We start from the raw sequence: 12,102 nt of genomic DNA on the forward strand, positions 1-12,102 counted from the left end.
CAACGAGCCGACAAGAAAGATCCGGAGGCACGCCGATGTGCCCGCATAAGCCGTCCTGTCCGTCCGCCGAGGCGCTGGACCGTGAAGCCGCCCGCACGACGGCATCCCACCCCGAACAGGGCTGGAGCCTGCTCTGCAACGGCGTGGTGCTGTTCGAGGACACCGGTGAGCTTCTGCCCGACGGCGCCGTCATCGAACCGCACCGGCCGCTGGCCGGCGTCGCCTGATCACCCCCGTCACCTCCCGGAGCCCGGCCGCGTCCTCGCGTCAAGCCAGCGCGCGACCGTCTCACCCACCCTGGCCGGATCCCTGTTGAGGTCGTGACCCTCACCGGGCAGCACCACCAGGCACGAGGCGTCCGCCGCCGCCGGCACACCGAACCGGTCACGCTCCCCGCTCACCGCCAGCACGTCCACACCCGCCGCGCGCAGTTCCCCGACTCGGGATCGCTCCGGCCTGCCCGGCGGGTGGAGCGGGAAGGCGAGCGCGACGACCGCCTCGGCCCCCGTCGCCACGGCGGTACGGCAGGCGACGCGGGCCCCGTTGCTCCGGCCGCCCTGCACCAGCGGCAGCCCCGGGTAGCGACCGCGGAGGTCGGCCGCCAGCGCCGTCCAGGACTCGTCCTGCTTGACCACCGGGCCCGGCGCCCTGGCGCCCCGCAGCCGGAAGGGCTGGAGCACCCGCGCGACCGTCCCGCCGATCCCCGTCACCGCGTCCCGTACGGCCAGCAGGTCCGCCGACTCCACTCCCCCGGCCGAGCCGTGGGTGAGCAGCAGCAGGAACCTCCGGCCCGGGGCCTCGTCGATCTCCGCCAGGGCCGGGCCGTGCGGGGTGGTGATCTCCACGGACGAGGCCGTACTTCGGGTGGACACGGGATCTAGTCCTATCGGCTGATGTCACGGACCGCGGATGGGCGGAGAATCGCACCGTGCAGGAGCATCAAGATATCCGACAGGACATGCGCGCCACCATCGAGGCCCGGCGTGACCTCGGCCCGGAATACGAGGCCGCGCTGATCGAGTCGTTCGTGGAGCGGCTCGACGCGACCATCGCCGCGCGGGTGCGGGCCGAGATGCAGGGGGTGGGTGTCTACCCCCCGCATCCCGGCGTCCACCCCCACTCCCAGCCGCCCCATCCACCACGCAAGGGCGCCAACTCCGCCATTCCGATCGCGCTGGGCTCGATGGGCATCGCCATCCCGCTGACCGCCATCGCGAGCCAGTCGGGCACGGCGGGGCTGTTGCTGGCCTGGGGCGGCATCGTGGCGATCAACTTCGCCCACGCGATCGGCCGCTGGCGTGCCCGCGACTGAGAGCCGCACCCGGCGGGTGCCGATCAGGCGCCGCGGTCGAGGCGGAGCCTGACCTCCTCGGCGAGGTCCTCGTCCGCGCTGTCCAGACCGTAGCGCCACACCTGCTCGGCGTCCTCGTCACGGCCTCTCAGCGGGAGCGTGCGGGCCAGCAGCTCGATGGCCAGCGCACCGGTCCCGGCGTCGCCGCCCTCCTCCACCGCCCGGGTGAGCTCCACGCACGCCAGCTCCAGGTGGGCGATGCCGAGCAGCACCCGGAGCCTCGCCACGTCGGCCACCTCGGGCACCGAGAGGGCGTCCAGGAGCGCGTCGGCGGCCTGCCCGGCCTCCCCCTCCTCCAGCAGAAGCTCGGCCAGCCACTGGGCCGCCCGGGAGGCGATCTCCGGGTCGCCGGTGGCCAGCGCGGCCCTCAGGGCCGTCTCCGCCTCCTGCCGCCCGCCGGCGAGCCTGGCCAGCCCCATGTGGGCCAGCGGGACGCAGGCGGGGTTTCCGGTGCCGAGCGCGGCCTGCCAGGCGGCGCGGGCCTGGTCGGTCAGGTCCTCCCGCTCGAAACTCCTGGCGAGCAGGCAGGCGGCCTGCGCGGCGAACTCGGGGTGGCCGGTGGCCAGCGCGGTGCGCGCGGCCGTCCGGGCGCCCGCCACGTCTCCGCGCTCCTCCAGCACCACCGCCAGTCCCACCGCCGCCTGGGCCCGGTCCGGCCCCTGGGGGTCGGCGGCCAGTTCCGCGAAGATCACCGCGGCGCCGTCCAGATCACCGCCCTCGGCCAGCTTCCGCGCGGTGTCCAAGGGACGCGTGTCCACCTCTGGCATGCGGGGTCCTTCCGGGGGTCTTCCTGAGTGAGGAAACGCCCCGAGCCTAACGACTCGGGGCGCGGTCCGTCTCCGGCATACGAGGGGATCTCGTGGCCGGATCAGTCCTCGTACGCCTCCAGCGGCGGGCAGGAGCAGACGAGGTTGCGGTCGCCGTACGCCTGGTCGATGCGGCGGACCGGCGACCAGTACTTGCCCTCGCGCACCGACGGCAGCGGATAGGCGGCCTCGGTGCGGGCGTAGGCGTGCTCCCAGCCGTCGGCGACCAGGCAGTCGGCGGTGTGCGGGGCGTTGCGCAGCGGGTTGTCCGTCTTGTCGTACGCTCCGGAGGCGACCTTGTCGATCTCGCCGCGGATGGCGATCATCGCCTGGCAGAACCGGTCGAGCTCGGCCAGGTCCTCGCTCTCGGTCGGCTCGATCATGAGCGTGCCGGCCACCGGGAAGGACATGGTCGGCGCGTGGAAGCCGTAGTCGACGAGGCGCTTGGCCACGTCGTCCACGGTCACGCCGGTCTCCTTGGTGATCTGGCGCAGGTCGACGATGCACTCGTGGGCGACCAGGCCGCCTCGGCCGGTGTACAGGACGGGGTAGTGCGGCGCGAGCCTGGTGGCCAGGTAGTTGGCCGACAGGATGGCCTGCTCGGTGGCCGCCTTGAGACCGTCGGCGCCCATCATCCTGATGTAGGCCCACGAGATGGGCAGGATGCCCGCCGAGCCGTACGGCGCGGCCGAGACCGGCCCGACCGCCGAGTCGCCGCGGAGCGGGTGGCCCGGCAGGTAGTCGGCGAGGTGGGCGCGGACCGCGACCGGGCCGACGCCGGGGCCGCCGCCGCCGTGCGGGATGCAGAAGGTCTTGTGCAGGTTCAGGTGGGACACGTCGGCCCCGAACTCACCCGGCTTGGCCAGGCCGACCAGGGCGTTGAGGTTGGCGCCGTCCACGTAGACCTGGCCACCGGCCTCGTGCACCCGCTCGCAGATCTGGGTGATGGTCTCCTCGTAGACGCCGTGCGTCGACGGGTAGGTGACCATGATCGCGGCGAGCCGGTCGCGGTGCTTGTCGATCTTGGCGTTGAGGTCGTCGAGGTCCACGTTGCCGTTGTCGTCGCAGGCCACCACCGCGACGCGCATGCCCGCCATGACCGCGCTGGCGGCGTTGGTGCCGTGCGCCGAGGACGGGATCAGGCAGAGGTCGCGGCCGGACTCGCCGCGCGCCCGGTGGTAGGCGCGGATCGCCAGGAGGCCGGCGAACTCGCCCTGGGAGCCGGCGTTGGGCTGGATGGACACGGCGTCGTAACCGGTGACCTCGGCCAGCCAGCTCTCCAGCTCCCTGATCAGCTCCAGGTAGCCGACGGCCTGGTCCTCGGGGGCGTAGGGGTGCAGCCCGGCGAACTCCGGCCAGGTGATCGGCTCCATCTCGGTGGTCGCGTTGAGCTTCATGGTGCAGGAGCCCAGCGGGATCATGGACCGGTCGAGCGCGATGTCCTTGTCCTGGAGCCTGCGCAGGTAGCGCAGCATGGCGGTCTCGGACCGGTGGCTGTGGAACACCGGGTGGGTGAGATAGTCGCCGGTCCGGGCCAGGTCGCCGGGCAGCGCGTCGTGCGCGGCGGCGTCCAGGTCGGTCAGCACGGCGCCTGCGACGTCGAAGGCGGCCAGGACCTGTTCCAGGTGGATGAACTCGGTCCGCTCGTCACAGGTGACGCCCACGTGGTCGGCGTCCACCAGGCGCAGGTTGACCCCGTTGTCGCGGGCCGTGGCGACGATCCGGGCCGCGCGGCCGGGCACTCGGGCGAGCACGGTGTCGAAGAACTCGTCGTGCACGACCTCGACACCGCCCTGGCGCAGGCCCGCGGCGAGCACGACGGCGTGCCGGTGGACCCGCCGGGCGATCCGGCGCAGGCCCTCGGGGCCGTGGTAGACGGCGTACATGCCCGCGATCACCGCGAGCAGCACCTGCGCGGTGCAGATGTTGCTGGTCGCCTTCTCCCTGCGGATGTGCTGCTCGCGGGTCTGCAGCGCGAGCCGGTAGGCGGGGCGCCCGTCGGCGTCCTGGGAGACGCCCACCAGGCGGCCGGGCATCTGCCTCTGGAGGCCGTCGCGGACCGCCATGTAGGCGGCGTGCGGACCACCGAAGCCCATCGGGACGCCGAAGCGCTGTGAGGAGCCGATCGCGATGTCGGCGCCCAGCTCACCGGGGGCGGCCAGCAGGGTGAGGGCCAGCAGGTCTGCGGCGGCGACCACCTGGGCGCCGCGGGCGTGGGCGGCGTCGGCCACGGCGCGGAAGTCCCTGATCCGGCCGCCCGCGCCCGGATACTGCACGAGCACGCCGAAGCACTCGGGGAGCCCGGCGCCGAAGTCGCTCTCCACCAGCTCGATGCCGAGCGGCTCGGACCTGGTGCGCAGCACCGCCTTGGTCTGCGGCAGCGTGTCGGCGTCCACCACGAACACGTTCGAGGCCGAACGGCCGGCCCGGCGGGCCAGGGTCATCGCCTCGGCGGCCGCGGTGGCCTCGTCCAGCAGGGAGGCGCCGGCGACGTCGAGGGCGGTCAGGTCGGAGACGACCGTCTGGAAGTTGATCAGGGCTTCCAGGCGGCCCTGGGAGATCTCCGGCTGGTAGGGCGTGTACGCGGTGTACCAGCCCGGGTTCTCCAGGAGGTTGCGGCGGATGACGGCCGGGGTGATCGTGTCGTGGTAGCCAAGGCCGATCATCGAGGTGAGCAGGGTGTTACGCCCCGCCAGGGCGCGCAGTTCGGCGATGGCCTCGGTCTCACAGGCCGCCGGGGGCAGCCTCAGCCGCTCCTCGGCCCGGATCACCTCCGGCACGGTCGCCGCGACGAGGTCGGCGGTGGAGGCGAATCCCACCGCTTCCAGCATGCGGGTCCGGTCGGCGTCCGCGGGCCCGATGTGCCGGGTGGCGAACGGCGGAGAGATGAGCTCTCCGAGCGGTGAAAGGTCGGTCATGAAAAGCCTCCCGAGGCGGTGGAGACCGGCGCTGGGCGCGGGCGTATGCCGGATCTCCCCCTCTGTCACCTCGACCTGAGAGCTTCGCCTCCCGAAAGGGGGGCTTTCACCGTCGGTGAGACGCGCCTGGCGGGCGCACCTGCTTTCCAGAGTCGCCTCGTCCATGCGGTACCGGGTGCCTGAGAGATTCCGGGGAGGTTGCTCCTTCGGCGCCCCGATCAAGTCGGGGTCTCTCCCGCACAGGGTCAGCAGCTGGACTAACTTTACCCCGTGCGGCGAACTCGCCGACGACGGGCCAGCTCATCCGCGTGGTGCTCGCCTAAAGGGCCCTGGCCTGACTCCGCCCGCTCGCCGGGAAGATCCGCGAGGGAGCCCTCCACCTCCTGCCAGACCCGGCCGAGCGCGATGCCGAACACTCCCTGACCGCCCTGGAGCAGGTCGATGACCTCGTCGGGCGACGTGCACTCGTAGACGCTCACCCCGTCGCTCATCAGGGTGATCTGGGCGAGGTCGTTGACGCCGCGGTCGCGCAGGTGCTGCACGGCGATGCGGATCTGCTGCAGGGACACGCCGGTGTCGAGCAGCCGCTTGACGACCTTGAGCACCAGGATGTCGCGGAAGCCGTACAGCCGCTGGGAGCCCGAGCCGTGCGCGGCCCGCACCGTGGGCTCGACCAGGCCGGTGCGCGCCCAGTAGTCCAGTTGCCGATAGGTGATGTCGGCCGCGGCGCAGGCGGTGGGGCCGCGGTATCCGATGTCGGCGGGCGGTTTCACCGGCTGCCCGTCGAACAGCAGACCCTCTTCACCCGCGCGCTGGCGTGCCGACTGGCGCCGTTCCGGGTCATCCTGGTCGGCGTTTCTACCCTCGCCGCTGCTGACCGCCACGCGGACCTCCGGCTTTCTCTCATCCCACGGCCTGATCTGGGGGTTTGTGCACGACCGCGGGTTTCACTTGCACCGTAGGACTGGGGCCAAGATCAGTCAACGACCCTACCCGGCGCGTCGTGAAGCGTAAATGCACCGAAATACCTACCCCGCGCGGCCGAAGTCCTCGGGCGTGATCGTGTCAAGGAACTCCCTGAACTTCTCCACCTCGTCCTCCTGGTCGTCGGGAAGGATCACCCCTGCCTCCCTGACCACATCCTCGCTGGCGAAGATGCGGGCACCTGTGCGGAGTGCCAGGGCTATGGAGTCGGACGGACGGGCGCTCACCTCGACCCCGTTGGAGAACACGAGGTCGGCGAAGAAGATCCCGTCCCGGAGCGCGACGATGTTCACCGTGCTCAGCCGTACACCGAGCGCGTCGAGCACGTCACGGAACAGGTCATGGGTGAGCGGCCGGGGCGGCGGCTCGTCTGCCTGGGCCATGGCGATCGCCGTCGCCTCCGCCATGCCGATCCAGATCGGCAGGTAGCGCTCCCCATGTGCTTCCTTCAGCAGGACAATAGGCTGGTTAGAGGGCATTTCAACCCGAACGCCCACGACCTCCATCTGCAACACGGGCTGCTCCGTCTTCGCTGGATTACGACCGGTTCGTTCAACGTAACACTCGTAGGGGTACGAGTGGCTGGTCAGGTTCTCACCGGCCCAGAACCCCACGCACGCCGGAACGCAGCAGGGAGGCGTGTAATTCCAGCAGGAGGCCGGAAATCTCCCTGGCCGTCTCATCGGCCCGATCGATGGCGCCGGGTCCCCTGCGGCGCAGCAGCGGCGCGACCGCCTGCTCCACGAGCCCGGCCTCGCGCTCGGCCGCGGCCTTGACCGCCCGCAGATGACGCGCGCGCAGCCCGAAGGCGGCCAGGGCCCCGACACTGCGGGCCACGGCCAAGGCCTCGGCGTCGTAGTAGCGGGCCACGGCCGCCAGCAGGCCGAAGTCCTCAAGCTCGGCGAGGGTCTCCTCGTCGAGCTCGGCGGCGGCCAGCAGCTCCTCGCGGGTGAGGCGGACCTCGGTGGTCACGTCGCCGGGGACGGCACGCGGGCGGGCGACCGGGCGCTCGTCACGGTCGGCGGCCTCAAGCCGGTCCTTGATCACGCGGAGCGGCAGGTAGCGGTCACGCTGCTCACCGAGGATGTAGCGGAGCCGCTCGACGTCGGCGTAGCTGAACTTCCGGTAGCCGGAGGGACTGCGCTCCGGCTCGATCAACCCCTCGCCCTCCAGGAAACGGATCTTGGAGATGCTCACGTCGGGGAACTCACCCTGCAGGAGGGCCAACACTTCCCCGATGCTCATGTGCGAACGAGCCGCCTGGGAGCTCATCATCCTCCAGCGGCGCCACGGGTGAGGAAGACCAGCCGGAACTTGCCGATCTGCACCTCGTCGCCGCCGTACAGCGGAACCTCCTCGATCCGCTCGCGGTTGACGTAGGTGCCGTTCAGGCTGCCGACGTCACGGACGGTGAACACGCCGCCACCACGCCGGTAGAACTCCACGTGCCGGCGCGAGACGGTGATGTCGTCGAGGAAGATGTCACTCTCGGGGTGACGGCCCACCGTGGTGAGGTCGCTGTCGAGCAGGAAGCGGCTGCCCGCGTTGGGACCGCGCATGGCGACCAGCAGGGCGGTGCCCGGCGGCAACTGCTCGACCGCCTGCCTCTCGGCGAGAAGCGTCTCTCCGGTCTCCGCCTCGTAGGCCTCGATCCCGGAGAGGGAGATCGTGGAAGTGCTGTCTCCGGGGGTCTCGGTCCTGGTCAGCGGCGACCCGCACCGTGAACAGAAACGGGCATCCTCAGGATTGGCATGACCGCACTGCGTGCAGTAGACGCTGGGCATCGATCGGCTCGGCCTCCTACCGCGAAGACGCGGCAACGGTACTCAGTGATGCGCGCCTCGCTATCATCGCTTCTCACGTATTTGCTCAGACTGCGAATGCCGCAACATACACCGATGAGACGCAAAGATCAAGGTAGACGCTCGACCGCGGGTTCGGTCGGTGACAAAGTTACCGCCGGTCGGCGTCCCGGGTCCATGCCGCCGCGCTGGGTTTTCGCACTCGGCCCGCCGGAGAGGGACCGGATCCGCCCGCCGGGACTCCCGCGGGCCCCGGATGCACCCGCCGGGACGGCCCGTCAGCTGGCCGCGGCCTCCTCCACGATCCGGGCCCAGTGCTCCAGCAGGCTCTGCGCGGAGTCGGCGTCGCCCCCCTCGGCCCACAGGTGGGTGACCGCCTCGGCCGGGTCGGGCAGCACCAGCGCCCAGCTCCCGTCCTCGGCGACGACCCGCACCCCGTCGGTGGTGTCTATCCGGTAGCGCTCGGCGGCCTCGACGACCGAGCGCATCACCGCCCCCTTGGCGGCCCAGGGGGTCGGGACTGTACGGCGCAGCAGCCTGGCCTCCGGGATCCTGGCGTCGATCTGGCTGAGCGAGAGCCGGGTCCTGGCGACCAGGCCGAGCAGGCGCAGGAAAACCGCCATGCCGTCCACCCTGGGACCGAACTCCGGCACGACGAAGCCGCCGCGGCCGTCGGCGGCGAAGATCATGCCCTGCTCCCCGGCGGCGGCGGTCAGCGCGTCGGTCGCGGTGGAGGTCCACTCGACCCGCACCCCGTGGAACCGGGAGACCTGCTCGGCCACCCGGGTGGTGGTGACCGGCAGCGCCACCCGGCCACCGCGCCGCTCGGCCGCGACCAGGTCCAGCACGACCAGCAGGGCACGCTCCTCGCTGATCAGGTGACCCGTCTCGTCCACGAGGGCGACCCGCTCCCCCACCGGGTCGAACCGCACCCCGAAGGCCGCCCTGGAGGAGCCGACCAGCTCCGACAGCCGTTGCAGGGCACGGCGGCGCTCGGCGAGGGTCTCGGCGGGCGACGCCTCGTCCAGCCGGTTGTTGACGGTGAGCACCTCCACGCCGACCCGGCCGAGAAGGCTGGGCAGCGCCAGCGAGGAGGTGCCGCCCGCGCAGTCCACCACGACCTTCATCCCGGCGTCGCGGACCCCGTCGACGTCCACGCGGCGCAGCAACTCGTGGGTGTAGTCCTCGATCGCCCTGGCGGGAAAGCCGAGCTCGGCGATCTCCCCGGGGAACGCGCGGCGGTACTCCTGGCGGGAGAAGACCCGGTCCAGCCGGCGCTGGGCCGCCGGGGACAGGTCGGCGCCGTGCTCGTCCATGAAGACGATGTCCACGCTCTGCGGGTCACCGGGGGTGGTGCGCAGCGCGATGCCGCCCACCGCGTTCTCCCTCGCGGTGTGGAAACGGGCGACCGGCAGCGGGGCCGCCTCCAGGTCGAGCACGTTGATCGCGCTGGCGTTCAGGGCGCTGATCACCGCCCGCTTCAGCGCCCTGGCGGCCCTGGAGGAGTCCCGGGAGGTGATGACCGAGGCGCCCTTGCGCAGCGTGGTGGCGTAGGCGCCGGCGAGCCGTACGCACAGCTCGGGGGTGATCTCCACGTTGACCAGGCCGGACACCCCGCGCGGGCCGAACAGGCTGCGCTGGCCGCGCGGCTCCCAGATGAGGCTGGTGTTGATCACCGCCCCCGCCTCGATGGTCTTGAAGGGATAGACCTTGACGCCCGAGGAGACGTACGCCTCGGCCTCGATGACGCACTCGTCGCCGACGACGGCGCCCTCCTCGATCCTGACCCCGGTCATCAGGTCGGTGTTCTTGCCGACGACGCAGCCGCGCAGGTGGGCGCCCGGCCCCACGTAGACGTTGTCGTGGATGACCGCGCGATGCAGGAACGCGCCCCCGCGGACCACCGCGTTGCTGCCGAGCACCGTGTACTCGCGCAGCTCGGCCCCCGCCTCGACCTTGGCGTAGTCGCCGATGTAGAGCGGCCCCTTGAGCACGGCGTCGGCGTCCACCGATGCCCCCTCGGCCACCCAGACGCCCGGTGAGACCTCAAAGGCGTCGATCTCCACCTCGACCCGGCCGGACAGCGCGTCGGCCTGGGCCTTGAGATAGCTCTCGTGGGTGCCTACGTCCTCCCAGTATCCGTCGGCGACGTAGCCGTACAGCGGGGCGCCGCGCGTCAGCAGGCGGGGGAAGACGTCCGCCGACCAGTCGACCGGCAGGCCCGCGGCGATCTCGTCGAGAACCTCCGGCTCCATCACGTATATGCCGGTATTGACGGTGTCGGAGAAGACCTGGCCCCAGGTCGGCTTCTCCAGGAAGCGCTCCACCCGGCCGCGGTCGTCCACGATGACGATGCCGAACTCCAGAGGGTTGGGCACGCGTTTGAGCCCGATGGTGACCAGGGCGCCGTTCTCGCGGTGGAACCGGACCATGTCGGTCAGGTCGATGTCGGTGAGCGCGTCACCGGAGATGACCAGGAAGCGGTCGTCACGCAGCCTGTCGGCGGCGTTCCCGACGCTGCCCGCGGTGCCGAGCGGAGTCTCCTCGGTGGCGTAGTACAGGCTCACGCCGAGCTCGTCGCCGTCGCCGAAGTAGTTGCGGACGAGGGGCGCCAGGAACTGCACGGTCACCACGGTCTCGGTGAACCCGTGCCGTCTCAGCAGGCGCAGCGCATGCTCCATGATCGGCCGATTGACCACAGGTAGCAGCGGTTTGGGCTGGTTCGCGGTCATGGGCCGGAGCCGTGTTCCCTCCCCGCCCGCCATCACGACGGCCTTCACACATCACCTCTTAATGCGTCTGGCTCCTCGGACGAGCTGACGCACCTGTACCCAATACAGCACCCCCGACCACCAGTACAGGCCGGTGCCCCAGATGGCCAGCGACCATCCCACGATCCGGGCCGGGTCGGCGTACCAGGCGTCGTGGTGGGCGAGGAAGAGCAGCGGGAAGGCGTAGAGCAGGTTGGCGGTGGCGGCCTTGCCGAGGAAGTGGACCGGCAGCGCCGGGCCGTACCCCAGACGGCGCAGCACGAGCGGGATGCCCAGCAGCATGACGTCCCGCAGCGGGATCGCCAGCGCCAGCCACCAGGGGATGATCTCGCGCATGGCCAGCCCGAACAGGGTCGCCAGGATGTAGAGGCGGTCGGCCAGCGGGTCGAGCAGGCGGCCGAGCCTGCTGGTCTGGTTCCACGCGCGGGCGATCTTGCCGTCGAGCCAGTCGGAGAAGCCCGCCAGCATCAGCAGGGCGACCGCCCAGCCGTCGGCCTTGGGGCCCAGCACCAGCCAGAGGAAGACCGGCACGCCGAGCAGCCTGGCCAGGCTCAGCGCGTTGGGAACCGTCCAGACGCGGTCTTCCGCCGCCGATGCCTCCGGCTCCACCCGTGCCTCCCTCCCCGGACCTGATGCCGACCCTACTGCGTCGGATCGCGGTGCCCGCCAGGTGGCCGGGAAGGACCCGGCGGAGACCGGGGCCCGGGGACGCGGGCCCGGGTGGGGCCGGAGCGCCGCGCCCGGGGCACGGAGGCGGGGAGGCGCCCCGCCCGGGGGCGGGGCGTGCCGGGGGCTGGGCGGGTCAGGAGCGGCGGACCCCGGCGCGCGGCGACCAGACCCAGACCAGCACGGCCACGGTGAGACCGAACAGGGTGAGACCGCTGGGCACGTGGGCGCCGAGCAGGTCCCAGCTGAAGTGCTGGCCCATGCCCACTAGGAACAGGCCGAGGCTGGCCAGGGCGGGCCAGCCGGCGCCCCGGCCCGGCCGCCAGACCAGCACGGCCGCGACGACCTGGAGCAGTGCGATCAGGTGCACCACCATCCCGGCCATGACGTGGGTCTCGGCCGGATCCGCCCCGCCCCGCACGGCCTGGCCCGCGAAGGAGGCCGCGACGACCAGGGCGACCGCCTGGGCGGTGACCAGGACGCGCAGGCCGTACAGCAGGCCCGCGGAGACAGAGGGGCCCTGGGACGCGGGCACCTGGGAGATGACCTCCTGCATGAGATGTGTCCTTCCTGTGGTGATCGATGAACACATCGTGGCCACGGGTGACCCGCCGGGTCGTCAGCCTGGGGGCTGACCGCCCGATCCGCCTCGTGGTGGATTCACCGCCGCCGCACCGCCCGCCGGGCCGCGGAGGTTCACGGTCGAATCATGGGGAAAAAATGACCGGACCGCGGGGAGGGCTCCTCCTCCTGAGGTAGGGGGCGGATCCTCCTCCGAACGGCCGCGAAATCGGCCGAATGGCT

The 12,102-nt window shown here is 71.6% G+C and carries 12 protein-coding genes and 1 riboswitch; of the genes, 2 read left to right on the top strand and 10 right to left on the bottom strand.

Going from position 1 to position 12,102, the window contains the following annotated elements:
• Nucleotides 1-35: 35 nt before the first annotated feature.
• A complete protein-coding gene (locus tag ABZ194_RS10195; protein ID WP_355594441.1) occupies nucleotides 36-227 on the top strand; it encodes a DUF5999 family protein in 192 nt (63 codons plus the stop codon).
• A gap of 9 nt (nucleotides 228-236) precedes the next feature.
• On the opposite strand, the gene ABZ194_RS10200 is transcribed toward ABZ194_RS10195, so the two are convergent.
• Nucleotides 237-872, bottom strand: coding sequence for an alpha/beta family hydrolase (locus tag ABZ194_RS10200; protein ID WP_355594443.1), 636 nt, complete (start codon nucleotides 870-872; stop codon nucleotides 237-239).
• Nucleotides 873-958: 86 nt separating this feature from the next.
• Between ABZ194_RS10200 and ABZ194_RS10205 the strand changes: the two genes are divergently transcribed.
• Complete coding sequence (locus ABZ194_RS10205; RefSeq protein ID WP_355594445.1) at nucleotides 959-1,312, top strand: hypothetical protein; 354 nt, start codon at nucleotides 959-961, stop codon at nucleotides 1,310-1,312.
• A 23-nt stretch (nucleotides 1,313-1,335) separates the two neighbouring features.
• On the opposite strand, the gene ABZ194_RS10210 is transcribed toward ABZ194_RS10205, so the two are convergent.
• From ABZ194_RS10210 to ABZ194_RS10250, 9 genes are all read right to left on the bottom strand, one after another.
• Entirely contained in the window at nucleotides 1,336-2,118 is a 783-nt protein-coding gene (locus ABZ194_RS10210) for a hypothetical protein (protein ID WP_355594447.1), read from the bottom strand.
• A 101-nt stretch (nucleotides 2,119-2,219) separates the two neighbouring features.
• Complete coding sequence (gene gcvP / locus ABZ194_RS10215) at nucleotides 2,220-5,075, bottom strand: aminomethyl-transferring glycine dehydrogenase (protein WP_355594449.1); 2,856 nt, start codon at nucleotides 5,073-5,075, stop codon at nucleotides 2,220-2,222.
• Between the two features lie 156 nt (nucleotides 5,076-5,231).
• Nucleotides 5,232-5,323: riboswitch (glycine riboswitch) on the bottom strand.
• Between the two features lie 15 nt (nucleotides 5,324-5,338).
• On the bottom strand, nucleotides 5,339-5,959 hold the full coding sequence (locus ABZ194_RS10220; protein ID WP_355594451.1) for a MerR family transcriptional regulator: 621 nt from the start codon (nucleotides 5,957-5,959) through the stop codon (nucleotides 5,339-5,341).
• A 144-nt stretch (nucleotides 5,960-6,103) separates the two neighbouring features.
• Entirely contained in the window at nucleotides 6,104-6,574 is a 471-nt protein-coding gene (locus ABZ194_RS10225; protein WP_355594453.1) for a bifunctional nuclease family protein, read from the bottom strand.
• A 79-nt stretch (nucleotides 6,575-6,653) separates the two neighbouring features.
• The gene (locus tag ABZ194_RS10230) at nucleotides 6,654-7,289 is read right to left on the bottom strand and encodes a MerR family transcriptional regulator (RefSeq protein WP_355594455.1); all 636 of its coding nucleotides are present in this window, start codon (nucleotides 7,287-7,289) and stop codon (nucleotides 6,654-6,656) included.
• 41 nt (nucleotides 7,290-7,330) lie between these two features.
• Nucleotides 7,331-7,843 carry an FHA domain-containing protein gene (locus tag ABZ194_RS10235; RefSeq protein ID WP_355594457.1) on the bottom strand — a complete coding sequence of 171 codons (513 nt, stop codon included), beginning with the start codon at nucleotides 7,841-7,843 and terminating at the stop codon, nucleotides 7,331-7,333.
• Between the two features lie 296 nt (nucleotides 7,844-8,139).
• Entirely contained in the window at nucleotides 8,140-10,641 is a 2,502-nt protein-coding gene (locus ABZ194_RS10240) for a mannose-1-phosphate guanyltransferase (protein WP_355594459.1), read from the bottom strand.
• A 3-nt stretch (nucleotides 10,642-10,644) separates the two neighbouring features.
• A complete protein-coding gene (locus ABZ194_RS10245; protein ID WP_355594461.1) occupies nucleotides 10,645-11,241 on the bottom strand; it encodes a CDP-alcohol phosphatidyltransferase family protein in 597 nt (198 codons plus the stop codon).
• A gap of 193 nt (nucleotides 11,242-11,434) precedes the next feature.
• The gene (locus ABZ194_RS10250) at nucleotides 11,435-11,854 is read right to left on the bottom strand and encodes a hypothetical protein (protein WP_355594463.1); all 420 of its coding nucleotides are present in this window, start codon (nucleotides 11,852-11,854) and stop codon (nucleotides 11,435-11,437) included.
• Between the last annotated feature and the right edge of the window lie 248 nt (nucleotides 11,855-12,102).

The organism is Streptosporangium sp. NPDC006007 (assembly GCF_040614315.1).
Lineage (GTDB): Bacteria > Actinomycetota > Actinomycetes > Streptosporangiales > Streptosporangiaceae > Streptosporangium.